The organism is Cedecea sp. Ae19-4, from assembly GCF_059801165.1.
Window position 1 is genome coordinate 1,906,528 of the sequence record NZ_JBCHWG010000001.1, and the last position, 23,770, is coordinate 1,930,297.

The window sequence follows — 23,770 nt, forward strand, 5'->3', positions numbered from 1 at the left end:
AGGGCGCAATTTTAGCGCCCCTTTTGCCAAACCGCTACATAGCGGCGCGGTCATTCTCCATTTTGTTCAGCACCATAATGCTGTTGTCTCCGGCGGGTAGCCCGTCCGGCTCAATATTTTCCAGACGTAAAACATCCCCCATGATTTGGCTGAAAACAGGGGCAGAAACCGCACCGCCGTAGTACTTCCCGTTGGAAGGATCGTTAATCACCACCACCAGCGCATAGCGAGGATTACTGGCCGGCGCCACGCCAGCCGTGTAGGCAATGTACTGATCTATATATTTGCCATCAGGACCGATCTTTTTGGCTGTGCCCGTTTTCACCGCCACACGGTAACCATGAACTGCTGCCTTAACGCCCCCGCCGCCGGGCAGCGCCACGCTCTCCATCATATGTTCCACTTCATGCACGATTTCTTCAGGCATAACCCTTTTCCCTTCCACAGGCGGATCTACGCGGGTGATAGACAGCGGACGGGAAATACCAAAGCTGCCGATCGTAGCGTAAACATGAGCCAGCTGCAGCGGGGTCACCATCAGGCCATAGCCAAATGCGAAAGTGGCGCGATCCAGTTCTCCCCAGCGCTGGCGCACCGGCAACAGGCCGCGGCTTTCCCCCGTCAGGCCGATTGCCGTAGGGACGCCAAAGCCAAATTTATGATAAGTGTCCCAAATATTCTGAATCGGCATCGCCAGTGAAAGACGGGACACGCCGGTATCGCTCGATTTTTGTAGCACGCCTGTCAGGGTGAGCTGCGGGTAATACCCCACGTCACGAATGTGGTGCCCGTCCAGTGTAAATGGATGAGTATCAATAACGCTGTCAGGCCGGACAATTCCCTGCTGCAGCGCGGTCATTACCACCATCGGTTTTACGGTCGAACCGGGTTCGAAGGTGTCGCTTATCGCACGGTTACGGAAATCATCGAGCTTTGCGTCATCGCGGTTGTTCGGATTAAAAGTCGGGTAGTTAGCCATCGCCAGAACTTCACCGGTCTGCACATCAATAACCACCGCGGCGCCTGACTCGGCTTTGTTCCAGGATACGGCGTTGCTGAGCGCATCTTCCGTCACAGTTTGCAGCCGTTCATCGATGCTGAGCTGGATATTATGCGCGGGGCTGGCAGGGTTCTCAGTAATATTCTCTACAACATGGCCGTAACGGTCTTTACGCACCAGACGCTCACCTTCTTTACCGGTCAGCTGCTGGTTAAAGCTTTTCTCGATCCCTTCAATGCCCTGATCGTCAATGTTGGTGAAGCCGATCAGGTTTGCCCCAACCCGGCCTGCGGGATAAAAGCGGCGAGATTCATCGCGCAGCGCAATACCAGGGATATTTAGTTTGTCGATGTATTGTGCCTGCTGGGGATCCAGCTGGCGCGCAAGGTAGATAAAACGGCCGCGCTCGTTGCTGTGAATACGCGCGGCAATCTCGCTCAAAGGGACGTGCAGCGCCGAGGCCAGCGCCTGCCAGCGGCTGTTAACCAGTACGCCGCCCTTATCCATAACCGTTTTCGGATCGGCCCACACGGCCTCGACCGGCACACTGACCGCCAGCGGTTTTCCGTTGCGATCTTCGATCATCCCACGGGGCACCTCAATCGGCTCCTCGCGCAGGGAACGCATATCCTCCTGTTTAACCAGGTTATCCGGGGAGATAATTTGCAGCCAGGCAATACGTCCGAGCAGGAACACCAAACTCCCGGTGATGGCCACACACAGAAGCCCAAAACGCCACTGGATAAAATTACCGGTTAATACGGGGACACCCTTCTTCACAACTATTCCTTGAGGAGCCTAAGCGATTGAAAGATTTAACCAGATCCCAGACATTTTGCCGGGAGAACAGTGCTAAAACCTTCGCAGCTTTGCAACAAGAGGCAACAAATGATTCAATTTGTTAATAGCTTGAAAAACAGTAGATTAGCGACAGAAATGAAAAAGCCCCGTCGAAACGGGGCTTTTATCTCAATTCGGCGTTATTCGCGCCTGAGCTCTAATCCAGAAGAATTAGATGGCAGTCACGTTAACTGCAGCAGGGCCTTTCTGGCCGTCCTGGATTTCGAATTCAACGTTCTGGCCTTCAGCCAGAGTTTTGAAGCCGTTACCCTGGATTGCAGAGAAGTGTACGAATACATCTTTGCTGCCGTCTGCTGGAGTAATGAAACCAAAACCTTTAGACTCGTTGAACCACTTAACTTGACCTTTAATCTTTGCCATTTTGCAAATTCCTTAGATTGTATTCTTCGCCCGCAGGCATAACTTAGATAAAACAGAGACATTACTGCATGAGGCACTAATATAAGGCTCGGCAGAGAAGCGGTATTCAACGACAACGTGTTTACTCAGGTCTTCTTTACTGAAAATGCCACACATAAACAGAACTGTACCTCGTTTAACCCAACGTGTTATCACACACAACGTAAACAATGGCAAGCCATTTTTAAGCATGTGTCGATCTGCCGCACAGATTCAGAAAATTACACGATTACTTTGGGAAAGTAATCCGCGCTTTTGGATATATATTTTCACTACACAAGATTGTCGCAACAGATTGTGTTTTAACAACATTCCGACAACTTCTGAACCTTAGCGTAAAGTGCACTTTTCGTCCAGACACATGAACAATAAAATCCTTTTTGAAGGATATATCTTTATGATTTTTTATGCATACCTATGCACAAATCAACCTAAAGCCAGTCATCGCGTTCAATACCCGGATTTCATCCCTGTATTTTTTATGTCCACCGAATAAAGCCTGTACAACAGGCCACGTATTCTGCACCAAAATAATGAAAGTTTAATGACACCTTGCCCCAGGATAAGGCAATAAAAACGTTTCGATGAAATTTAAAGCATGATTATCAGGCGTTAATTTAGCCAAATAGAAATAAAGCTCTCTGCACGGGCAATAATAATTAATTCTTATTTTTTGTTAGGGGCAAACTTTGACCAATACGCAGCGGTGAAAACAGATCATCGCTTTCCCCTTTCTCACGCAGGGCCGCCAGCAATTCCTGCGGTGGTTTATCGAGAGACTCATCGGCCAGTTCAAATACGCCCCAGTGGATAGGTATTGTCTCAGGCTTGCCGATTGCTTGCCATAAGGTCACCGCCTGTTGCGGATCCATATGATGATCGCCCATAAACCAGCGAGGCTCATAGGCCCCGATCGGCAATGCAGCCATGTCAAATGGACCCAGCCGTTTTGCGATCTCCGCCAGAGACGGGGTATAACCCGAATCACCGCTGAACCAGAAGCGCAAATTCCCCTGCTCCACAACCCAGCCGCACCAGAGCGAACGGTTTCGATCCCAAAACGTTCGCATACTCCAGTGCCGGGCAGGCACGGCGGTGAAAACCATGCCGCACCAGTTAAAGCTTTGCCACCAGTCCAGCTCTGTTACCTGTTCAATGCCGCGCTGGCTGAACCATGCTTTCAAGCCCAGGGGCACAAAAAAATGCACGTCGGGAAAACGCTTGATCAAGCGACGGACAGTTTTTTTGTCCAGATGGTCGTAGTGGTTATGGGAGATGAGTACCGCATCAAGTCGAGGCAACTGGTTAAGGTCGAGCGGGACTTCGGTTCGCCGGACAGGACCGGCAAAAGAAACCGGGGAAGCTCGACGGGAAAATACCGGATCGGTCAGCAAAAAATGACCATTAAGCCGCAATAACAGGCTGGCATGGCCCAGCCACCATATGCGGTCATCGCTGCCGCTCAGATCGGCCTGTTGCCACCAGCGTTCAATAAACGCGGAATAACCTTCACCGGGAGGATGCGGCAGCTTCTGCGCTTTGCGCTCCTGCCGCCACCTTTGGACGTCGCCAGGTTGCCGGACTGCAGGCTCAGCGTTACAAAACCCATCAGGTAGATGGTGGGATAACTGCGGATTGTACCAGGGGTTTTTCCAGCTCATCCCACCTCCAGCCTGATTAGCGTTCCGCTACCAGACGAACAAAGTCGTCGTCATTTTCTTCTTCAGCCTTCGCAGTCGGTTTGTGTTCCGGCTCGGGTTCGTTGGCTTCGCACAGGCGACGCAGCAGGGCATTTTGACGTTTCTGTAAATCAACCAGCTCTTCAAGCAGCGCAATCTGCTCGTTTGCACGGCTGCTGGAACGATTGACAAAAAACCACAGGACAAGACCGACAATCAACGTCACCAGCGAGATTGCCAGCGGCATGATACTTAAAGCACTAACACCCAGTTCGTTCATCTTACCACCTCAAAAAAAACGCATTCTACACCTGAGGCAGAGAGAGACAAATCACTACCAGGGGATAAATTTATTAATGGTACAAATGCCGCTGAAAAATTGCACATCCTGGTCGCACATCACATTTATCATTTGAGTCCATAGCAGCAGGCAGGTAACAACAATCACCAGAACGATCACCCATCTGTACTTTCTCACTACATCGCCACCTCTTGACCATAGAATTTCGCTAATTTAACACTAACCAACTAAACCATAAGTAACGTTTCCTGCTTTTTCATTTCAGAATCATCAGATTGTGACGTCAATTATTCAGAGTAAGGTTGATGCAGGATTGGATTGATGTTTGAGGTCAGTATGCGAGCGATTATTCGTACCATCATTGTTATTGCCATCATCTGGATTGGCCTGTTGCTTTCAGGCTATGGCGTTTTGATTGGCAGCAAAGAAAATGCGGCCGGACTGGGATTGCAATGCAAGTACCTGACGGCACGTAATACCGTGACAGCACAGTTTATTCATACCGACAGTGGAATTATTGGCCTGACCAACTGCCCACTGCTGCGTAAGGTCGACACGCCGATTGATAATGGTTAGATCTAAAGGGCCGCGTGTTCTGCGCGGCCCACGTTAACAAAATCAGAAAGGAGAGTGGTGATAGCCCATTTGCTCTGACAGCGCACGCGCAGCCTGATGAAGAAGACTAACGTATTCAGACAGTCCCTCATCCGAATAGCGAAGCGTTGGAAATGAAATACTCATTCCCGCAATGACAGTACCAAAACGATCAAACACCGGCACCGCCACGCAGCGAATGCCTTCTTCCTGTTCTTCGTTATCTTCGCCGTACCCCTGCTCACGCACCAGATCAAGCACCGGGAGAAGCGCTTCAGTACTGACAATAGTGCGTTCCGTGCTGCGGACATATTCTACGTCAGAGAGAATATCCAGAATCTCCTCGCGCGGTCGCCAGGCCAGCAAAACCTTGCCTATTGCTGTGCTGTACAAAGGATTCCGACGCCCTACGCGGGAATACATGCGTAAATTATAGAGCGAGTCAATTTTATGGATATAGACAATACTGCTGTCGTCCAGCGCCCCGAGGTGAATCGCCTCTTTGGTTCGGCGGGAGAGCTCTCGCATCTGTATATCTGCACTGCGGACAAGATCAACGTTCTGCAGGGCGCGGCTGCCAAGCTCAAAAAGCTTCAGCGTCAGCGCATATTTCTCTAACTCGCCTTCCTGAGAGACATAGCCCAGGGACTTCATGGTCTGCAAAAAGCGATACACGGTACTCTTGGACATCATCACGCGCTGAGAAAGTTCGGTTATCCCAATCTCTTTTTCTTCCCCAAGCGCCTGCAGGATGCCGAAAACTTTCAGCACGGAAGAGACTGCATCGGGCTGTTTGTCGGAGTCTGAGAGTGCCATACATCACCTCGGGGGTTATTGTTTTATAAAAATCAGAACTGCTTTTTAGTATATTGATGCCCCGTGAGTGTCGCAATCAAAGCCTGCTGATTCGTTACAAATCTGCGGCATCAGCGAGATTAATTAATGATAAAATCATTACCCTCCTAACGACTTCAGACAGCCTTTTCAAAGTATGGATAAATCAGTGTCCGACGGCTTGCCTACGCCCCAGCGTTATGGCGCCATTTTCACCATCGCGCTCGGCATTATGATGGCCGTGCTGGACGGCGCTATTGCTAACGTTGCCCTGCCTACCATTGCCCACGATTTGAATGCCAGCCCGGCGGAATCTATTTGGGTGGTTAACGCTTATCAAATAGCGATTATTGTCTCGCTGCTGTCGCTTTCGTTTCTCGGCGATATTTTTGGTTACCGCCGTATCTATCAATGCGGTCTGGTCCTGTTCTGCCTGACCTCACTGTTTTGTGCCGTCTCAACTTCATTGCCGATGCTCACCTTTGCCCGCGTACTGCAAGGCTTTGGCGGTGCAGCGCTGATGAGCGTAAATACCGCCTTGATACGCCTCATTTATCCTCAACGTTTTCTTGGTCGTGGGATGGGGGTCAATTCATTTATCGTTGCCGTCTCCTCCGCGGCAGGTCCCACCGTTGCCGCCGCGATTCTTTCGGTGGCCTCCTGGCAGTGGCTGTTTTTAATCAATGTGCCGATTGGCATCGTTTCGCTGATTCTGGCGCTGCGCTATTTACCTCCAAATCAGCAAAAATCCCAGGGGCAGCGTTTTGATATCCCGAGTGCGGTGATGAATGCCCTCACCTTCGGTCTGCTGATTTCAGCGATCGGTGGTTTTTCACAGGGCCAGCCGGGGTCAGTCATTATCGGTGAGCTGGTTGCGCTTGTCGTGATTGGCTATTTCTTCATCCGTCGTCAGCTTAGCTTACCGTTCCCTCTGCTGCCGGTAGACCTGCTGCGAATCCCGATTTTTTCGCTGTCTATTGGCACATCAATATGTTCGTTCGGCGCTCAAATGCTGGCGCTGGTTTCACTGCCCTTTTTCTTGCAAACCGTCCTGGGCCGCAGTGAGGTTGAAACCGGTCTGCTGTTAACGCCGTGGCCGCTGGCGACGATGGTGATGGCCCCGCTGGCCGGTTATCTTATCGAACGTGTTCATGCCGGCCTGATGGGCGCCGTAGGGCTTTTAGTGATGGCCTGCGGCCTGTTTGCTTTGGCCATGCTCCCGCACGATCCGTCCGAACTGAATATTATCTGGCGTATGGTGTTGTGTGGGGCAGGATTCGGCCTCTTCCAGTCCCCGAATAACCACACCATTATCTCCTCGGCACCCCGCCATCGCAGCGGAGGGGCAAGCGGAATGCTGGGGACAGCTCGCCTGCTCGGGCAAAGCTGTGGGGCTGCACTGGTCGCGCTAATGTTTAACTTGTTTGGTAACAGCGGGACACATGCCTCGCTGATTCTTGCAGGCATATTTGCCACCATTGCCGCCGTTGTCAGCGGGTTGCGAATGTCCCAGCCTCGGGCTCAGGCATAAAAAAAGCGTGCCACGTGGGCACGCTTTTCACTTCAACCTTCCGGTTACTTCAGGTATTCACCGCTGCGCAGCGCTTCGATACGTTTATCCAGCGGTGGGTGCGTCATGAACAGTTCGCTCATTGACTTAGCCTTACCGTTGATGCAAAACGCCATCATGCTGCTGGCTTCCTGCGGCTCGTAGCTGGTTTTCAGGCGCTGCAGCGCAGCAATCATCTTCTCGCGGCCCACAAGCTTCGCGGAACCCGCGTCGGCATGGAATTCACGATGGCGTGAGAACCACATGGTGATGATGCTTGCCAGAATGCCAAACACCAGTTCAAGCACCGTCGCCACCGCAAAGTAAATCAGCGGGTTGCCGTTGCTGCTTTCGTTATCATCACGGTTCCCGGACAGGAAGCCGGAAGCGACCTGAGCGATGATACGGGAGATAAAGATAACGAAGGTGTTCACCACGCCCTGAATCAGCGTCATGGTGACCATATCGCCATTGGCGATGTGGCTGATTTCATGCGCGATAACCGCTTCCGCTTCGTCACGACTCATGTTTTGCAGCAGACCTGTGCTGACCGCAACCAGAGAGGCGTCACGGCGCGCTCCGGTGGCGAAAGCATTGATGTCTGGCGCATGGTAAATCGCAACCTGCGGCATGGCGATACCCGCCTGCTGTGACTGCCGACGCACGGTTTCCATCAACCAGTGCTCAGTTTCATTACGAGGTTGCTCAATCACCTCACCGCCTACTGAACGCAATGCCATCCATTTTGACATCAGCAGGGAAATAAAAGAGCCGCCAAAGCCAAACAGCACCGCCATGATCATCAGACCCTGAACGCTGCTCGACTGGATCCCCGTCAGGCTTAGCACCAGCCCGAAAACGACCATTACCGCAAGGTTGGTCAACAGGAAAAGCCCGATACGCATCATAATTTTCTTTTTACCTCGGTTAAAAACACGCTCTTTGCGCTCCCACACATCGTAGGGGCGCGCCGCCTATTTTCAAGCATCCGCCCCGCCCAAGTGGTTAATAATACATAACTTTACATTTTGTATGCATTTATCTTACATCACGAAGACAGGCAAAAAAATGGGCACCGCTTGGGTGCCCATCAGGGAGGTTATTTCGCCGCCGGTTGTTCAGCCGGCCTGTCTTGCTCCATACCGGCAAGATCGATGGCAATGTGTACCGTCTCGTCGAGATACGGATCGGGCTCCTGGTAGTCCTTCGGCAAATCGTCGAGTTTCTTAAGCGGCGCTTTACCTTCCCGCTTAAAGCGATCGTTGATTCTGGCCAGACGCGTCGCGTCGTCTTCCTGATTCTCTTTTTCACGTACCGCATAATTCAGAGAAACAGCGTTACGTTTTTCCTTCAGGGCATTGAAGCGAGCAATGTCCTTCATGATGTACTGGAATTCAGGGTCTTTGGCGATGCGATCCTGATGCAGCTTCAACAACTCAGGTTCAAACGGCGTAAGGTCACCGGTTTTCACATAGGTCGCTGCGTTGATGCTGTCCCACGGCAATGCGTTGTCTTCGAACTTCTCGCCGGTCTCAGTTTGCTCGGTCCCGGTTGGCATCATGATGTCCGGCGTCACACCTTTCCGCTGAGTGCTGCCGCCGTTGATGCGGTAGAACTTCTGAATGGTGTACTGAACCGAGCCCAGCGCAGGCCATTCCGGACGCAGCATCTGATCGTAAATGCGATTCAGCGAACGGTACTGCTGCACGGTGCCTTTCCCGAAGGTCGGCTCGCCGACAATCAGCGCGCGGCCATAATCCTGCATCGCCGCCGCAAAGATTTCAGATGCCGAGGCGCTGAAGCGGTCAACCAGCACCACCAGCGGCCCTTTGTAGTAGACCACGCCGTCGGTATCGCTATCTTCACGGACTTTACCGTTGTTGTCGCGGACCTGAACGACCGGGCCACTTGGGATAAACAGACCGGACAGGGACACCGCTTCAGTCAGCGCCCCGCCGCCGTTAGAACGCAGATCGATAATTACGCTCTTCACGTTCTGTTTTTCCAGCTTCTGCAGCTGAACCTTCACATCATCAGTGAGGCCAACGTAGAAGCCAGGAATATCCAGCACGCCGACTTTGTCTTTGCCGACTGTCTTCACAGACATCTTAACCGCGCGATCTTCGAGGCGAATACGTTCGCGGGTCAGCGTCACGGTACGCGTCTTGGTGCCTTTGCCCGCTGGCAGGATTTCAAGGCGAACTTTGCTGCCTTTTGGCCCTTTAATCAGCGCCACAACGTCGTCCAGACGCCAGCCGATCACGTCAACCATCGGTTTACCCGTTTGGCCTACGCCAACAATACGATCGCCGACGGTGATGGCCTTGCTCTTCGCCGCCGGACCACCGGCAACCATGGAGTTGATCAGCGTATAATCATCGTCCATTTGCAGCACCGCCCCGATGCCTTCTAAAGACAGGCTCATTTCGGTGTTGAACTGTTCGGTGCTGCGCGGAGAGAGATAGTTTGTATGCGGGTCAATCTCATGAGCAAACGCGGTCATCGCCAGCGAGAACACATCTTCACTGTTGCTTTGCGCCAGGCGGCGGATCGCAAACTGATAGCGCTTGGTCAGGGTTTCACGAATTTCCTGCTCGGTTTTACCGGTCAGCTTCAGGCTCAGCTCGTCGTATTTAACTTTCGCATCCCAGAGCTTATCCAGCTCATCGACGCTCGTTGGCCACGGCGCCTTGCTGCGATCCAGATTGATGGTGTCGTTACCGGTGAAATCCATCGGCTTCGCCAGCACCTTCAGGGCGTACTGGTAGCGTTCAAAACGGCGCTTCTGACCCAGATTGTAGAGGTCGTAAAAAACATCGAGCTTACCGCTACGCAGCTCGTCGCCGATCTGCCCTTTCTTCGCAGCGAACTGGGCGACGTCGCTGGCTAACAGCACGTTATGGCTGTAATCCAGCAAGTTCAGGTAGCGGTCAAAGATTTTTGCCGAGAAATTGGCATCCAGATCGAACTGGCGGTAATGCGAGCGCGTAAAACGCGAGGTCACACGCTCACTCACCGTAGCGTGCTGAGCTTCTTCCTTTAACTGAGGAATTTGGTCAGCACGGGTAATGTTGTCCAGGGCCAGGGCACTGCCTGCCACGAACAGCAGGCTGGCGATAGCCGTAAGCTTAAAGAGTTTGTTCATGCCTGAGTCAGGCCTCCGTTTCAGAACTGCAAGTGTTCTGCGCGTACGATCATTGCCATACCAGAAGTCAGCTGTACACGGACGCCATCTTTGGTAATTTCCAGTACGGTAGCATCCATTGCGTTGTTACCGGCTTTGACTTTAATGGCCTGTCCAACCTGCAGAGCAGAAATATCGGTCACCGGCGTACGACGCTCTTCACGAGGTGCCTTTGGTGCCGGTTTTTCTGCGCGAGGTTTACGCTCTGCCCCTTCTTTACGACGCGGTGCTGCCGCCGGACGAGGTTTGCGTTCGCGACGTGGAGCGTCTTCCGTTACGCCTGCGGCTGCCGCGGCTTCACGTTTCTTCGCCTGTTGCTCAGCGCGCTGGGCCTGAACGCGGGCTTTCGCTTCATCCAACTGCTGACGTGCATGTTCAACATGCTGTTCGTCCAGCTCACCGCAAGGGTTGCCATCAAGATCGACGCGAGTCGCGCCAGCTTTGATGCCGTACAGGTAGCGCCAGCTTGACGTATAGAGACGTAACGCTGAACGAAGCTGTGTTTTGCTGAGGCTCATTTCGCCTTCAACACGAGAGACTAAATCCTGGAAGATACCAATCTTCAACGGACGAGCTTCACCTTCAGCGCTAAAACATTGAGGGAAACGCTCGGCCAAAAATGCGATAACTTCTTTACTGCTATTCAACTTAGGTTGATTTTCCATGAAATTTCCTGATTACAACGGAATTGCCAATAAGTCGCAGGCATGAACAGGCGACATTATAATGACGCCATCGCTAAATGCCACGTTATCCGTTGCTTATCATGCTATCGAGGGAAGAATTTTTTAAAATCAGTGCCGCTCAGCACGTCTGAAAGCCGCGAAATCAAGGTTTTTAAACCCATTTCGTCTTCTTCCGAAAAACGGCCATACTCGGTGCTGTCGATATCCAGGACGCCAATCGTCTGGCCGTCAACCGTCAGAGGCAGCACAATTTCCGAATTGCTGGCCGCATCGCAGGCAATGTGCCCGTCGAAAGCATGCACATCCTCCACACGCTGAATCGTGCCTGTTGCGACGGCTGTGCCGCATACGCCCTTGCCGACAGGGATTCTTACGCAGGCAATTTTACCCTGGAAGGGCCCCAGAACTAGCGTTTGGGCTTCGAGAAGGTAGAATCCTGCCCAGTTGACGCCTTCAAGGCGCTCAAAGAGCAACGCACTGGTATTCGCCAGTGTTGCAAGAAAGCTGGTTTCACCTGCCATTAACGCACTAAAATCGCGATTCAGATCCGCGTAAAATTGTTCTTTGTTCATTAAATAACCGTTATGTTGTCTTACTTTACTTTGTAGCATATTAAAATAAGCATTAAATGCACGGTGCCACAAGGTGTATCATTTTATGAATTACGATAGGCTAAATGCATCATTCAGATAACAACGCTCCCGGCTTACGACGCACAATGAAAATACACGCCATCAGTCAGGCATTGCCTCAGGCACGTTATCAGCGTTGTCCCCAATGCGATACCCTTTTCTCTCTGCCCCAGGTTAAATCAACACAAAGTGCATACTGCCCCTGTTGTGATGCAAGAGTACATCATGGCCGTGACTGGTCATTGACGCGCCTGGGGGCGATGGCCGTGGCGATGCTGGTGCTCATGCCCGTCGCCTTTTCCGATCCGCTGCTGCGTATCTATCTCCTGGGTTCGAGTATTGATGCCAACGTTATGCAGGGCATTTGGCAGATGGCAAGCCAGGGAGACGTACTTACCGCCGCCGTCGTGCTCTTTTGCGTGGTCGGCGCACCGGCCACGCTGGTCGCGGCTATTGCCTATCTCTGCTTTGGCAACATTCTCGGCATGAACCTTCGCCCGGTACTGCTGATGCTGGATAAGCTTAAAGAGTGGGTGATGCTGGATATCTATCTGGTGGGCATTGGCGTGGCGTGCATTAAGGTTCGCGAGTATGCGTTTATCCAGCCAGGCCCAGGGCTGATCGCTTTTATTGCGCTGGTGGTCTTGAGCCTGTTGACCATGATCCACCTGAACATTGAGCAGCTATGGGAGCGTTTTTACCCCCAGCGCCCGGCTCGTGCTTTTAATGCGCAACTGCGGGTTTGCCTCGGCTGCCATTTTACCGGCGTTCCTGACGAACGAGGCCGCTGCCCTCGCTGCCACATCCCGCTGTACCATCGCCGAAAGCAAAGCTTACAAAAATCCTGGGCAGCACTGGTTGCCTCCCTGATCTTCCTGCTTCCGGCTAACCTGCTGCCGATTTCTATTATTTACGTGAACGGGGCACGCCAGGAAGACACCATTCTTTCGGGCATCATTTCCCTGGCGCACAGCAATATCGCCGTCGCTGCCGTGGTGTTTATTGCCAGTATCCTGGTGCCGTTTACTAAAGTTATTGTATTAATTACGCTACTTATCAGTATTCATTTCAAATGCCAGCAGGGATTACGAACCCGCATTTTATTGCTGCGCTTTGTCACCTGGATTGGCCGCTGGTCTATGCTCGATCTGTTTGTCATCGCGTTGATGATGTCACTGGTTAACCGTGACCAGCTGTTAGCTTTTACGATGGGTCCCGCCGCAGTCTTCTTTGGCGCGGCGGTTATATTAACTATTCTTGCCGTCGAATGGCTGGATAGCCGACTACTTTGGGACGCACATGAGTCAGGAAACGCCCGCTTCACCGACTGAAGCGAGAATTAAAACGAAACGCCGGATTTCCCCTTTCTGGTTATTACCTGTTATTGCGTTACTGATTGCCGGCTGGCTGATCTGGACGACTTACCAGGAACGCGGCAACACCGTAACCATCGACTTCATTTCCGCCGACGGGATAGTCGCTGGCCGCACGCCCGTGCGCTACCAGGGCGTTGAAGTGGGTACCGTGCAAAACATCAGCCTGAGCGATGACCTGCGTAAAATAGAAGTCAAAGTCAGCATCAAAAGCGATATGAAGGATGCCCTGCGGGAAGACACACAATTCTGGCTGGTAACGCCGAAGGCTTCCCTCGCTGGAGTATCCGGGCTTGATGCCCTGGTAGGCGGGAACTACATCGGCATGATGCCGGGTAAAGGCGAGCCGCGTGACCATTTTACCGCCCTCGATACCCAACCCAAATATCGCCTGGATAACGGCGAGCTGATGATTCACCTCCACGCCCCGGATTTAGGCTCCCTTAACAGCGGGTCGCTGGTCTATTTCCGCAAAATTCCGGTTGGCCGCGTGTATGACTATGCCATCAATAAGAACAAGCAGGGCGTCACCGTCGACGTGCTTATCGATCGCCGCTTTACCAGCCTGGTGAAAAAAGGCAGCCGTTTCTGGAATGTGTCCGGCGTAAAGGCCGATGTTGGCCTGAGTGGGGCCAAAGTTCAGCTTGAAAGCCTGGCGGCGCTGGTCAATGGGGCTATTGCTTTCGATTCCCCTGACGATTCAGAACCGGCCAAAGCGGATGATGAATTCGGCCTTTACGAAGACCTGGCGCACAGCCAGCGCGGCGTCATCATTAACCTCGATCTCCCGAGCGGGGATGGCCTTAAAGCAGGCTCGACTAAGTTAATGTATCAGGGGCTGGAGGTGGGTTCGCTGACTAAGTTAAACCTCAATCCAGGCGGTGCCGTCACAGGGGAAATGACCGTTGACCCCGGCGTGGTTAGCCTGATGCGTAGCGGCACGCGCATCGAACTCCGTAGCCCAAAAATCTCGCTGGATAATCCAAGCATCAGCACGTTGCTCACGGGCAGCACCTTTGAACTTGTGCCGGGTGACGGCGAACCGCAGGATCGCTTCACCGTGGTCTCCAGCGATCAAACGCCGCTCCAGCAGCCGAATGTATTGACGCTTTCGCTGACGGCCCCTGAAAGCTACGGTATTGATGCCGGACAACCGATTATCCTGCACGGGATACAAATCGGCCAGGTGGTGGCGCGGGCACTGTCAGCGAAAGGCGTCACGTTCTCCGTCGCCATTGAACCGCAATACCGCCATCTGCTGCAGGGCGACAGCAAATTCGTGGTCAACAGCCGCATTGATGTGAAGCTCGGCATGGACGGAGTGGAATTCCTGGGCGCCAGTGCCAACGAATGGGTCAACGGCGGCATACGTGTGCTGCCGGGCAGCAAAGGCGAGATGAAAAGCAGTTATCCGCTTTATGCCAACCTGGAAAAAGCGATTGAAAACAGCCTGAGCGACATCCCGACCACCACGCTGACGCTGACGGCCTCCAGCCTGCCAGATATCCAGACCGGCTCCGTGGTGCTGTACCGCAAATTCCAGGTGGGCGAAATCATCACCATCCGCCCTCGCGCCGAGAACTTTGATATTGATGTTCACATCAAGCCGGAATACCGCAAGCTGCTGACGCCAAACACCGTGTTTTGGGCTGAAGGTGGCGCGAAAGTTCAGCTCAACGGCAGCGGGCTAACGGTGCAGGCCTCCCCGCTCTCTCGTGCACTCAAAGGGGCCATCAGCTTTGACAACATGAGCGGTGCCAGCGTCGGACAGGTGAAAGGTGAGAAACGCGTGCTGTACGCCTCTGAAACCGCGGCAAGAGCGGTGGGCAGCCAGATAACGCTGCACACTTTCGATGCCGGAAAACTTTCCGCCGGGATGCCAATTCGCTATCTGGGCATTGATATCGGCCAGCTTGAGTCGCTGAACCTGACGCAATCCCGCAACGAAGTGGAAGCGAAAGCGGTACTTTACCCTGAGTATGTGTCTACCTTCGCACGCGCCGGTACCCGCTTCTCCGTTGTCACACCGCAGATCTCTGCGGCGGGCGTCGATCATCTTGATACCCTCCTCCAGCCTTACATCAACGTTGAACCCGGTAAAGGTGACCCCCGCCGCGACTTCGAGCTGCAGGAAGCGTCTATCACCGACTCTCGTTACTCCGACGGGCTGAACATCGTGCTGGAAGTGCCTGAAGCCGGCTCGCTGAGCATAGGCACGCCGGTTCTCTTCCGCGGGATTGAAGTCGGTACGGTAACCGGCATGACGCTCGGCAATCTCTCTGACCGCGTGATGGTGGGCCTGCGTATAAGCAAGCGTTACCAGCATTTGGTCCGGGACAACTCCGTCTTCTGGCTGGCTTCCGGCTATAGCCTGGACTTTGGCTTAACTGGCGGCGTGGTGAAAACCGGAACCTTTAATCAGTTTATTCGCGGTGGCATTGCGTTTGCGACGCCGCCGGGGATCCCGCTTTCCCCTAAAGCAGAGGCCGGGAAACACTTCCTGCTGCTGGAAAGCGAGCCGAAAGAGTGGCGTCAGTGGGGCACCGCCCTTCCGCGCTGAACCGTAAGCCCGGGCGGTACGTCGCCCGGGTAATTCCGTGTTAAACTGCGCCCCTTAATTTTTTCAGGGGCGTTTTTCATGGCTCAATCTACTGACGTTTATCTTCCTCAACCTTTTCTCGACGCGATTCGTGACGCACTTCCCGCCGGCCAGACGCTGGAAAGTTTTATCGAATACTGTCAGCAGCCGCTGCGCCGCAGCCTGCGCGTCAATACGCTGAAGATATCCGTGGCTGACTTTCTGACGCTCGTCGCGCCCTATCACTGGCGTTTAACGCCGGTGCCGTGGTGCGAAGAAGGCTTCTGGATTGAACGAGAAGATGAAGAAACCCTGCCGCTGGGCAGCACCGCAGAGCATTTGAGCGGCCTGTTCTATATTCAGGAAGCCAGTTCAATGCTGCCCGTAGCCGCGTTGTTTGCCGACGGCAACCAGCCGCAGCGAGTGATGGACGTCGCCGCAGCGCCAGGATCAAAAACAACCCAGATTGCCGCCCGCATGAATAATACCGGCGCAATTCTTGCCAATGAATATTCCGCCAGCCGGGTAAAAGTCCTGCATGCCAATATCAGCCGCTGTGGGATCAGTAACGTAGCGCTGACGCATTTTGATGGCCGCGTATTCGGTGCCGCTCTGCCGGAATCCTTCGACGCCATTCTGCTGGACGCCCCCTGCTCCGGTGAAGGCGTGGTGAGGAAAGATCCCGATGCACTGCGCAACTGGTCGCCTGAAAGCACGGCCGAAATTGCCGGCACACAGCGTGAATTGATTGAGAGTGCTTTTCATGCGCTCCGCCCCGGCGGGACTCTGGTCTACTCGACCTGTACGCTGAATCGCCAGGAAAACCAGGATGTCTGCCAGTGGCTGCTGGATACCTGGCCGGACGCGGTAGACATTGCCCCCCTTGACGAGCTTTTCCCGGAAGCAGCACGCGCGCTCACGCCGGAAGGTTTCCTGCACGTGTTCCCACAGATTTACGACTGCGAAGGCTTTTTCGTTGCCCGTTTGCGCAAAACGGCCTCTATCGAACCGCTGCCGGCCCCGGGCTATAAAGTAGGGAAATTCCCCTTCGCGCCGATGAAAGGCAAAGCCGCAGCCGAACTAACCGCCGCGGCGGCAAAATCGGGCCTTATCTGGGGCGATGAGCTGAATCTATGGCAGCGCGACAAAGAGATCTGGCTGTTTCCGAGTGAGATTGAACCGCTTATCGGGAAAGTGCGTTTCTCTCGCATTGGCCTCAAGCTCGCCGAACAGCACAACAAAGGCTTCCGCTGGCAGCATGAAGCCGTGGTTTCTCTGGTCAAAAGTGACAACCCGCTTTGCTTCCCGCTGAGCGAGACCGAAGCCGAGGAGTGGTACCGTGGGCGGGATATCTACCCAGAAGTGACACCGTCACGAGATGAAGTGATTGTCACTTTTCAGGGGCAGCCGCTCGGCCTGGCGCGTAAAGTTGGCTCACGCCTGAAGAACAGCTACCCAAGGGAATTAGTACGCGACGGCAAGCTTTTCGCCGCCCCGCAGGCTGGCTAAAAAAATAAGCACTTTTTGAGTTGGCAATTTGTGCTGCCTTGACTACGCTGAAATTGGAGTGACCAACTGGTCATACCACCTGCTGCGGATAACAAGGAGCCAAAGATGACAAAGACCAACGTTCGGATCGGCATCTTCGAGATCGATGATGCCGAATTACACGGTGAACAACAGGGGGATCGAACGTTAAGCATTCCCTGCAAGTCCGATCCAGACCTGTGCATGCAGCTGGATGCATGGGATGGGGCAACCTCTATTCCCGCCGTGCTGGACGGCGAACATTCCGTACTTTACCTGCAGCATTACGATCGGCAGCGCGATGCCTGGGTTATGCGCCTTGCATAATTCAAGATGAACCCGTCCCTGAGACGGGTTATATAGATGACAAACAGCCAAAAACGTGGTTTTCAGCTGTTTGGAGTAGACCAGAGAACATCATTCATTGCTTTTGTTAGACCCAAGTGCCGTTTTTACATCAATGATTTTTGCCAGCACTTTCTCCGTCCACGGGACGGATTAATTATTTCCCCCACTCCCTTTGGCTCCCCTACACTTAAACCAAACGAAGCGGTTTAGAGGCGCTAATGTTTGCTTTGGTTTTATTTGTTTGTTACCTGGACGGCGGCTGTGACGATCTGGTGCTGGAAGTCTTCACCAGCGAACGGCAATGTCTGAGTGCGATGAGCGAACAGCGTATGCGCCACGGCGGCTGTTACCCGCTGGAAGAGTTTATCGATGGATTCTGGCGGCCTGCCCAGGAGTACAGCGACCTCTGAGCAGGGCCAGGTGAAGATTAGCGCTTGTTCGGGCGAAGGAACATGCGTATTTGCTTCCCGTGGTATTCAACGTAGTGCTGGAAAGTAAAGCCGAAGCGCTCTGCCAGACCAATAGAACGCTGATTATCGTCATCAATGATGCAGCATACCGGCTCGCTGAAATTGTCATCCGCCCAACTTAACACTGCGCTGAGCGCCTCCGCCGCATAGCCTTTACCGTGTACCGCAGGAATAAGCGTCCAGCCCGCCTCCGGGTGTGCCAAAGCCGGGCTAAGATTTCGTTTAGCGTCCTGGAAACCAAACGCCCCTACGAATCGCCCACTCTGTTTTTCAAACAACGCCCAGTAACCGTAGCCCAGCGCCTGCCAGTGACCGATATAGCGCATCAATCGCGCCCAGCTCATTTCGCCGTCCTGCGGTTTTCCGCCGCCGATAAACTTTACCATCTCCGGGTCAGACCAACAGGCAACCAGCGCCTCATAGTCGTCCAGCGTAAAATGGCGCAGGATAAGGCGTTCCGTTTCAAGACGTGGGGCTTCAGTAATCATCATGGCTCCGCTCAGTATTACTCTTGTAGTCGTTGTTTAAGGCCTGATTTGCAGGCGTAAATGATAGCGCACAGCAGCAGGCTAAACAGCATGGTACCCAAAAACACACCCGCACCGGTCAGGGTTAGCATAACGCCGCCAATCAGCGGCCCAAGCGCTATGCCTAACGTCGTCAGGGTCGATGCTCCCAGGTACGCACCGCGGTGCTCATCTGGTGCCAGCTGATCCAGCAGAATATTCAGGTTCGGCATCAGAATGGCCTCGCCGATGCTGAAAATAACCGTCACGCTCACCCACAACAGCGCATCCGGCGTACGGACGGACCAGAACAAAAGCTGTGACAGCGCAAAGATAGCGCCCCCCAGCAAAATACGGTTAGACAAGCTAACTTGAGCCAAAAAGCGAACCAGAAAAAGCTGGGCAATAAGCACCGTACAGGCGTTCGACACCAGAATCAGCGTGATTAACTTTACGGCTGCCTCAGCGTCCAGCGTCAGTAAATAAAGCGGCACCACGGATTCATAATGTACGAAAACCACAGCGCATAACGTGCTGCACAGCAGCGCCGCAACGAACAGTTTGTCCCGGGCGATGATTAGCATAACGTCGCGTAATCTGACCCCGGGTTTATGTTCGCTGTCTTTGGCAACCAGCTTGCCTGCAGGAATAAACAATAAGGTGTAAATAAGCAGCGGCAAATAGCTCACAGCCGTGATTACGAATGTCCCTTTCTGCGAAGTCAGCCCGAAAGCAATGCCGACCAGTGGCCCGGTGACCGCTGCCACATTCACCAAATAATAGCGAATCTGCAGAGCCAGAGCGCGACGACGTCGGTCGCCCAGTAAGTCACTCATCAAGGCACGCGTCGGCGGCTCTACCCACGCGAAACAGACGCCAACAATCATTAGCCCAATGATAAATAACGCCATTCCCGTGGCCAGCCCAAGCAGTGCATAGCCAACAAACGACAGCGCACAGCCGAGGGAAAGCACGCCCCGGCGGCCTAATTTATCCGACAGCTGCCCGCCATACATTCCCAGCACCACCGCCAGAAGCGCACTGCTGGTCATCGCCACGCCTACAGAGATGGGCGAAAGATGATAATTACGGGTCATGATCACCGTCATAAACGGCCAGGCCATAAAATAGCTAAAGCGAATCACCAGGGTAAAAAGCAGCAGCGCAATCACCGTCGACGGGAAGGTTTTGACCGTCGGCCAAAAACCGAGCGCAGCGTCCTCACGGACGGCATCGTTTGTCGTCATAAAGTATCCTGTTAATTATCGTTATAGTGGAGGCGGGGCCGCTTACGCTGAGTAAGCGGTTAAATAGTAATAAGTTATTCCTTATTGGCTGGCAACGTAAATGTTACTGAAATGTTTATTTCCCCAGCTTGTCGTTTAAACCATCAGCCGGGCAGCGGAAAGTAGTGGAAAATTGTGACCTGCCGCTCAAAAAATGGCATTTCGTGCTGGGAATGATTGGGGAGAGCCGGCAGCTGAACGCCGCCGGCAAAACGGTTAAAGTTTACCGCTCAGGCGCTGATGGAAATCGGCGCTGTGGGTGTCCAGGCCAACAATTTCGACCTGCGCCTGATAACGCTGATAGCGCGTTTCAATGGCATCTAATACGGCAACGGTGGAGGCATCCCAAATTTGAGCCTGAGTCAGATCGATCACCACCCGTGCCGGGTCGTCAGCATAGTGAAAATGCTCGACCAGGTCGTTGCTGCTGGCAAAGAACAGCGGCCCACGAACCCGGTAAGTCACTTCGCTCCCGTCCGCTGCCAGCTGCCGCTCAGCACGCACCACATGTGCAATACGGCGAGCAAACAACATCATAGCGAAGATAACGCCGCCCAAAACGCCAAGCGCGAGGTTATCGGTATAAACCGTTATAGCGACGGTCGTGAGCATCACCAGCGTTTCCGGCACCGGCATTCGGCGAAGCGTAACTGGAGAGAGGCTATGCCAGTTCAGCGTTTTCACCGCCACAATCATCATGATCCCAGCCAGCACCACCATCGGAATTTTTGCCATCACTTCACTCAGCACGGTGACCAGCAGCAATAGCACCAGCGCAGCCGCCACGGTAGACAGCCGCGTACGCCCTCTTCCCAGCTCAACGTTGACAATGGTTTGCCCAATCATGGCGCAGCCCGCGATGCCGCCATAAAAACCGGCGAAGATATTCGACACGCCCAGTCCCCAGCATTCGCGCCGCTTGCTGGAAGGTGTATCGGTGAGATCGTCCACCAGCTTGGCCGTTAGCAAGGACTCCATCAAGCCAACAAAAGCGATGCTCAGCGCGCAGGGCCAGATAATGCGCAGCGTCTCAACGTTAAGTGGCACTATCAGTTCCGTTAACCCGGGCAAACCGGCTTTCATCGGCCCGCTGTCGCCTACCGTGGGCATTACCCATCCCAGGGCAATACTCAGGCCGGTCACCAGAACAATCGCCACCAGCGGCGAAGGCACAGATTTAAGCAGTCTCGGCAACATTAAAACGACGGCGAGCGTCACGACGAACAGGCCCCAAACCAGCGGCGATTGCCCCCAGACATGAGGCACCTGAGCAAAGAAAATAAGAATACCCAGCGCATTCACAAATCCGGTCATTACCGAAAGCGGGATATAGCGCATCATTCGCGCCAGCCCGCTTAGGCCGAACAGGATCTGGATCCCGCCCGCCAGCACCACCGCAGGCAGGATATAACCCACCCCATATTGATGAACCATCGGGGCAATCACCAGCGCTACCGAACCGGCCGCCGCAGTGACCATTGCCGGGCGGCCCCCCAGAATCGACATAGCAAAACAAAGCACGATCGAGGCAATCAGGCTGACCTTCGGATCCACGCCCGCGATCAGGGAAAAGGAGATCACTTCGGGGATCAGGGCCAGCGCGGTGACGACTCCGGCCAGCAGTTCGCGCTGGATGAGTCGAGGGGAGCGAAGCACGGCGCGCAGGCTATTCTCACGCGCATGTTGAGCGGCAAGCTCGGTTTGATTTGTCATAGTCGGATGCAGGCTTATTGTCAGGAACGCCGCATTTCTCATGGAATGCAGTCAGTGAGGCCGAAAGTGTAGCGTTGTCGCGGCAGTGATGCGAATTTTTGTGACATGCGTCACTAGTCCGAAAGACTCACCGACCCGGCCCCCACGTTTGCGCAACAAATAATTAACAAATTGAGCAAAAAACGCTGGACGGCAAGCTATCAAGGTGTGGTATGGTTTTAGCGCACAGGCCAGGTCGAAGCGTTATGGGAAACGCTTTACGCGCAAGCAAGCTGGCGGATTCCCGAATAAAAAAAGACCGAATACGATTCCTGTATTCGGTCCAGGGAAATGGCTCTTGGGAGAGAGCCGTGCGCTAAAAGTTGGCATTAATGCAGGCTAAATCGCCTTGCCTCTTAAGAATAGATTACCGGCGCAGGTTTTCCAGTCCGCAACAAAAGTGGTCAGAAAAAAGGCGCAATAAAGGTGACTATTTATGCAAAAACAGCAATATCCCGTTGAGGCTATTGCTGTTTTTTTATGCCAGGAAATGCGTGTTTTTTATTCACCGCAAAGCTTTTGCGCGCGCTCAATGAAGGGTTCGAGACTCATCTTCTGGCCAGGATGCTGCGGGTCGTCCACCTGAATAACGCTGATGGGCTGCCCGCTCGTTTTACCGCTCTTGATCTGCTGCTCGGCAATGGCGTTCAGCGGGTACTGCATCAGCGTACTTGGGTTGATGGCAAACAACGCATTCCCCGCTCTGCAGCTCAACATCACCTCTTCACGGTTGAACGCCCATTTGTCTTTACCCACCTCAAACCGACTCACGGTGATAATTTGCGGGGCAGCCAGCGCAGAACTCGCGCAGGCCAGCAGCAGTAAAGTCAAAATGCTCTTTTTCATGAATCTCTCATATAACCAGTTTGCGCCGTCAGAACGGCTCCCAGGTAGCATAGATGCTGACAAGCAGCAGTATCGCTACCGATAGAATCACTTCCAGCCACGTAAGCTGAATAAATCTCCGCTGAGCATCGGCTTGAACAGCGTCGAAACGCGGCACCAGTATATAGCGGTTGATCAGCGCCAGCATAACCATCACTAGCACCAGCACAACCTTCAGCGCCAGCAATCGAACATAACCACTTTCCAGCGGCAGCGCCCAGCCGAGGATAAGCAAGCTATTCACCACGCCGGTCACCAGTACCGCAGCCACTGCAAGATGCCCGTAGCGCGAAAAACGCATCATTGCCGTAATCGCCGGAGTACGCCAGCGCGGCTTATGCGCCATATACATACAAACCAGCAAAGGCAGCAGGCCTCCCACCCACCAGGCCGCGCTCAGAAGATGAATCGCATGGTTCATCCGCTGAAAGACACCGAGCGCGCCGTCGTGCATTGCGGCATGCCCGACGCCAGCCAGCATAATTAGCTGCGCCGCGGCTAACAGCAGCAATAACCCCGGCATTGCCCGGGGAGCGATCAGCACAGCGGCCAGCGTGGCCAGGCCCAGCAATAGCTGCCATATCCAGACGGAACCAAAGCGAGTCGTCAGCACCGCCTGCCAGACATCCGGCGAAAGAGTATCGCGCCAGCCGTCACCCATTTGCCCGGCCTGAGCCATGAATAACAGACAGGCGCTAATGAGCGACAGCCAGACGGCAGGCCGCCACTGCGCCCTGAGGCGACGCACAAGCACGGGTTTAAACTGCTGCGGGGCAAGGAGCGAACAGCAGATGGCGCTGCCAAGCAGCACCATCAAGGCAGTGAAATGGATAAAACGCAGCGCGATGTAAAACGCCGACAGCATGGCGATTACTTCACGGAGAAGTGATAGTTACCTTTGGTTTTGTGCCCGTCGACCGACACAACATGCCAGTCCACGGAGTAATCACCCGGTTTCAGGGCTTCTTCAACCGGCACAATCAGCTGTTTGTTGTCGGTCTCAGCAACCTTCACTTTCCCGGTCTTCACGGCAGATTTCTGCGGGCCGGTCACGGTCACGCCGCTGAAGCCAGGCTCCACCCCTTCAGAGAAGCTCAGGGTCAGCGACTGCGGCGATGCTGTCACGGCGGAATCTGCTGCCGGAGACTGCTGCTTAAGGTGCGCGTGTGCAAACACGGCTGGAGAAACGGCCATAGCAGTGACAAATGCCGCCACGGTTGCGATGCGGGAGGAGATGAACGCCATATTAACTATTCCTTTTTGTTATGTGTCGAGGCGGCAAGGATACCCCCGCGTTAATACCAAGTCGAGACGGGAAAAGCTATT

Annotated in this window: 24 protein-coding genes; 7 read left to right on the plus strand and 17 right to left on the minus strand. The window is 53.7% G+C overall.

Translation table 11 applies throughout. The features are described 5' to 3' along the window. Nucleotides 1-34 precede the first annotated feature (34 nt). The 6 genes from ftsI to mgrB form a co-directional block, all read right to left on the minus strand. The gene (gene ftsI / locus AAIE02_RS09020) at nucleotides 35-1,780 is read right to left on the minus strand and encodes a peptidoglycan glycosyltransferase FtsI (RefSeq protein ID WP_498532398.1); all 1,746 of its coding nucleotides are present in this window, start codon (nucleotides 1,778-1,780) and stop codon (nucleotides 35-37) included. Nucleotides 1,781-2,011: 231 nt separating this feature from the next. Further along, nucleotides 2,012-2,221, minus strand: a complete 210-nt coding sequence (gene cspE, locus AAIE02_RS09025; protein WP_001062678.1) for a transcription antiterminator/RNA stability regulator CspE — start codon at nucleotides 2,219-2,221, stop codon at nucleotides 2,012-2,014. 12 nt (nucleotides 2,222-2,233) lie between these two features. Continuing rightward, on the minus strand, nucleotides 2,234-2,377 hold the full coding sequence (locus AAIE02_RS09030) for a DUF2627 domain-containing protein (RefSeq protein WP_008454022.1): 144 nt from the start codon (nucleotides 2,375-2,377) through the stop codon (nucleotides 2,234-2,236). Nucleotides 2,378-2,919: 542 nt separating this feature from the next. Next, nucleotides 2,920-3,921, minus strand: a complete 1,002-nt coding sequence (locus AAIE02_RS09035; protein ID WP_498532399.1) for an MBL fold metallo-hydrolase — start codon at nucleotides 3,919-3,921, stop codon at nucleotides 2,920-2,922. 16 nt (nucleotides 3,922-3,937) lie between these two features. After that, nucleotides 3,938-4,219, minus strand: a complete 282-nt coding sequence (locus AAIE02_RS09040; protein WP_008454018.1) for a YebO family protein — start codon at nucleotides 4,217-4,219, stop codon at nucleotides 3,938-3,940. A 54-nt stretch (nucleotides 4,220-4,273) separates the two neighbouring features. Beyond that, nucleotides 4,274-4,417, minus strand: coding sequence for a PhoP/PhoQ regulatory lipoprotein MgrB (gene mgrB / locus AAIE02_RS09045; protein ID WP_008454016.1), 144 nt, complete (start codon nucleotides 4,415-4,417; stop codon nucleotides 4,274-4,276). Between the two features lie 159 nt (nucleotides 4,418-4,576). On the opposite strand from mgrB, the gene AAIE02_RS09050 reads away from it, so the two are divergent. Continuing rightward, complete coding sequence (locus AAIE02_RS09050) at nucleotides 4,577-4,816, plus strand: YobH family protein (protein WP_008454013.1); 240 nt, start codon at nucleotides 4,577-4,579, stop codon at nucleotides 4,814-4,816. A 42-nt stretch (nucleotides 4,817-4,858) separates the two neighbouring features. On the opposite strand, the gene kdgR is transcribed toward AAIE02_RS09050, so the two are convergent. Beyond that, nucleotides 4,859-5,650: a DNA-binding transcriptional regulator KdgR gene (kdgR, locus tag AAIE02_RS09055; RefSeq protein ID WP_008454010.1), complete on the minus strand. Its 792-nt coding sequence runs from the start codon at nucleotides 5,648-5,650 to the stop codon at nucleotides 4,859-4,861. 175 nt (nucleotides 5,651-5,825) lie between these two features. Between kdgR and AAIE02_RS09060 the strand changes: the two genes are divergently transcribed. Next, nucleotides 5,826-7,199, plus strand: a complete 1,374-nt coding sequence (locus AAIE02_RS09060; protein ID WP_498532400.1) for an MFS transporter — start codon at nucleotides 5,826-5,828, stop codon at nucleotides 7,197-7,199. A gap of 44 nt (nucleotides 7,200-7,243) precedes the next feature. Here the strand turns inward: AAIE02_RS09060 and htpX are convergent, their stop codons facing one another. The 4 genes from htpX to AAIE02_RS09080 all read right to left on the minus strand — a co-directional run bounded on the left by htpX (nucleotide 7,244) and on the right by AAIE02_RS09080 (nucleotide 11,659). Then, nucleotides 7,244-8,125, minus strand: coding sequence for a protease HtpX (gene htpX, locus AAIE02_RS09065; protein ID WP_008454007.1), 882 nt, complete (start codon nucleotides 8,123-8,125; stop codon nucleotides 7,244-7,246). 191 nt (nucleotides 8,126-8,316) lie between these two features. Continuing rightward, on the minus strand, nucleotides 8,317-10,362 hold the full coding sequence (gene prc, locus AAIE02_RS09070) for a carboxy terminal-processing peptidase (protein WP_008454005.1): 2,046 nt from the start codon (nucleotides 10,360-10,362) through the stop codon (nucleotides 8,317-8,319). Between the two features lie 20 nt (nucleotides 10,363-10,382). Then, complete coding sequence (proQ, locus tag AAIE02_RS09075) at nucleotides 10,383-11,066, minus strand: RNA chaperone ProQ (protein ID WP_166873089.1); 684 nt, start codon at nucleotides 11,064-11,066, stop codon at nucleotides 10,383-10,385. A 104-nt stretch (nucleotides 11,067-11,170) separates the two neighbouring features. Beyond that, entirely contained in the window at nucleotides 11,171-11,659 is a 489-nt protein-coding gene (locus tag AAIE02_RS09080; protein ID WP_166873085.1) for a free L-methionine (R)-S-oxide reductase MsrC, read from the minus strand. 146 nt (nucleotides 11,660-11,805) lie between these two features. Between AAIE02_RS09080 and yebS the strand changes: the two genes are divergently transcribed. From yebS to AAIE02_RS09105, 5 genes are all read left to right on the plus strand, one after another. Continuing rightward, nucleotides 11,806-13,050 carry a membrane integrity lipid transport subunit YebS gene (yebS, locus tag AAIE02_RS09085; RefSeq protein WP_008453998.1) on the plus strand — a complete coding sequence of 415 codons (1,245 nt, stop codon included), beginning with the start codon at nucleotides 11,806-11,808 and terminating at the stop codon, nucleotides 13,048-13,050. Beyond that, nucleotides 13,019-15,652 (plus strand): PqiB family protein, encoded by a 2,634-nt coding sequence (locus AAIE02_RS09090; protein ID WP_336708196.1) that lies wholly within the window; start codon nucleotides 13,019-13,021, stop codon nucleotides 15,650-15,652. Before yebS ends, AAIE02_RS09090 begins: the two co-directional genes overlap by 32 nt. A 78-nt stretch (nucleotides 15,653-15,730) precedes the next feature. Further along, complete coding sequence (gene rsmF / locus AAIE02_RS09095) at nucleotides 15,731-17,179, plus strand: 16S rRNA (cytosine(1407)-C(5))-methyltransferase RsmF (RefSeq protein ID WP_498532401.1); 1,449 nt, start codon at nucleotides 15,731-15,733, stop codon at nucleotides 17,177-17,179. Nucleotides 17,180-17,284: 105 nt separating this feature from the next. Next, entirely contained in the window at nucleotides 17,285-17,524 is a 240-nt protein-coding gene (locus AAIE02_RS09100) for a YebV family protein (protein ID WP_008453991.1), read from the plus strand. Nucleotides 17,525-17,763: 239 nt separating this feature from the next. Next, on the plus strand, nucleotides 17,764-17,955 hold the full coding sequence (locus AAIE02_RS09105) for a YdfD/YebW family protein (protein WP_498532402.1): 192 nt from the start codon (nucleotides 17,764-17,766) through the stop codon (nucleotides 17,953-17,955). 17 nt (nucleotides 17,956-17,972) lie between these two features. On the opposite strand, the gene AAIE02_RS09110 is transcribed toward AAIE02_RS09105, so the two are convergent. The 6 genes from AAIE02_RS09110 to yobA form a co-directional block, all read right to left on the minus strand. Further along, nucleotides 17,973-18,506: a GNAT family N-acetyltransferase gene (locus AAIE02_RS09110; RefSeq protein ID WP_498532403.1), complete on the minus strand. Its 534-nt coding sequence runs from the start codon at nucleotides 18,504-18,506 to the stop codon at nucleotides 17,973-17,975. Nucleotides 18,507-18,520: 14 nt separating this feature from the next. Then, nucleotides 18,521-19,768 (minus strand): MFS transporter, encoded by a 1,248-nt coding sequence (locus AAIE02_RS09115; protein ID WP_498532404.1) that lies wholly within the window; start codon nucleotides 19,766-19,768, stop codon nucleotides 18,521-18,523. 255 nt (nucleotides 19,769-20,023) lie between these two features. After that, nucleotides 20,024-21,520 (minus strand): SulP family inorganic anion transporter, encoded by a 1,497-nt coding sequence (locus AAIE02_RS09120; RefSeq protein ID WP_336982380.1) that lies wholly within the window; start codon nucleotides 21,518-21,520, stop codon nucleotides 20,024-20,026. Between the two features lie 540 nt (nucleotides 21,521-22,060). Continuing rightward, nucleotides 22,061-22,405, minus strand: coding sequence for a YebY family protein (locus AAIE02_RS09125; protein WP_008453983.1), 345 nt, complete (start codon nucleotides 22,403-22,405; stop codon nucleotides 22,061-22,063). Between the two features lie 28 nt (nucleotides 22,406-22,433). Further along, on the minus strand, nucleotides 22,434-23,309 hold the full coding sequence (gene copD, locus AAIE02_RS09130) for a copper homeostasis membrane protein CopD (protein ID WP_008453981.1): 876 nt from the start codon (nucleotides 23,307-23,309) through the stop codon (nucleotides 22,434-22,436). Between the two features lie 5 nt (nucleotides 23,310-23,314). Continuing rightward, entirely contained in the window at nucleotides 23,315-23,689 is a 375-nt protein-coding gene (gene yobA, locus AAIE02_RS09135; protein WP_008453980.1) for a CopC domain-containing protein YobA, read from the minus strand. Between the last annotated feature and the right edge of the window lie 81 nt (nucleotides 23,690-23,770).

Coding starts and splice junctions, on each gene's coding strand:
- cspE (WP_001062678.1), bottom strand. CDS start 2,221: ATGGCAAAGATTAAAGGTCAAGTTAAGTGGTTCAACGAGTCTAAAGGT.
- AAIE02_RS09030 (WP_008454022.1), bottom strand. CDS start 2,377: ATGTGTGGCATTTTCAGTAAAGAAGACCTGAGTAAACACGTTGTCGTT.
- AAIE02_RS09035 (WP_498532399.1), bottom strand. CDS start 3,921: ATGAGCTGGAAAAACCCCTGGTACAATCCGCAGTTATCCCACCATCTA.
- AAIE02_RS09040 (WP_008454018.1), bottom strand. CDS start 4,219: ATGAACGAACTGGGTGTTAGTGCTTTAAGTATCATGCCGCTGGCAATC.
- AAIE02_RS09050 (WP_008454013.1), top strand. CDS start 4,577: ATGCGAGCGATTATTCGTACCATCATTGTTATTGCCATCATCTGGATT.
- kdgR (WP_008454010.1), bottom strand. CDS start 5,650: ATGGCACTCTCAGACTCCGACAAACAGCCCGATGCAGTCTCTTCCGTG.
- AAIE02_RS09060 (WP_498532400.1), top strand. CDS start 5,826: ATGGATAAATCAGTGTCCGACGGCTTGCCTACGCCCCAGCGTTATGGC.
- htpX (WP_008454007.1), bottom strand. CDS start 8,125: ATGATGCGTATCGGGCTTTTCCTGTTGACCAACCTTGCGGTAATGGTC.
- prc (WP_008454005.1), bottom strand. CDS start 10,362: ATGAACAAACTCTTTAAGCTTACGGCTATCGCCAGCCTGCTGTTCGTG.
- proQ (WP_166873089.1), bottom strand. CDS start 11,066: ATGGAAAATCAACCTAAGTTGAATAGCAGTAAAGAAGTTATCGCATTT.
- AAIE02_RS09080 (WP_166873085.1), bottom strand. CDS start 11,659: ATGAACAAAGAACAATTTTACGCGGATCTGAATCGCGATTTTAGTGCG.
- yebS (WP_008453998.1), top strand. CDS start 11,806: ATGAAAATACACGCCATCAGTCAGGCATTGCCTCAGGCACGTTATCAG.
- AAIE02_RS09090 (WP_336708196.1), top strand. CDS start 13,019: ATGAGTCAGGAAACGCCCGCTTCACCGACTGAAGCGAGAATTAAAACG.
- rsmF (WP_498532401.1), top strand. CDS start 15,731: ATGGCTCAATCTACTGACGTTTATCTTCCTCAACCTTTTCTCGACGCG.
- AAIE02_RS09100 (WP_008453991.1), top strand. CDS start 17,285: ATGACAAAGACCAACGTTCGGATCGGCATCTTCGAGATCGATGATGCC.
- AAIE02_RS09105 (WP_498532402.1), top strand. CDS start 17,764: ATGTTTGCTTTGGTTTTATTTGTTTGTTACCTGGACGGCGGCTGTGAC.
- AAIE02_RS09110 (WP_498532403.1), bottom strand. CDS start 18,506: ATGATGATTACTGAAGCCCCACGTCTTGAAACGGAACGCCTTATCCTG.
- AAIE02_RS09115 (WP_498532404.1), bottom strand. CDS start 19,768: ATGACGACAAACGATGCCGTCCGTGAGGACGCTGCGCTCGGTTTTTGG.
- AAIE02_RS09120 (WP_336982380.1), bottom strand. CDS start 21,520: ATGACAAATCAAACCGAGCTTGCCGCTCAACATGCGCGTGAGAATAGC.
- AAIE02_RS09125 (WP_008453983.1), bottom strand. CDS start 22,405: ATGAAAAAGAGCATTTTGACTTTACTGCTGCTGGCCTGCGCGAGTTCT.
- copD (WP_008453981.1), bottom strand. CDS start 23,309: ATGCTGTCGGCGTTTTACATCGCGCTGCGTTTTATCCATTTCACTGCC.
- yobA (WP_008453980.1), bottom strand. CDS start 23,689: ATGGCGTTCATCTCCTCCCGCATCGCAACCGTGGCGGCATTTGTCACT.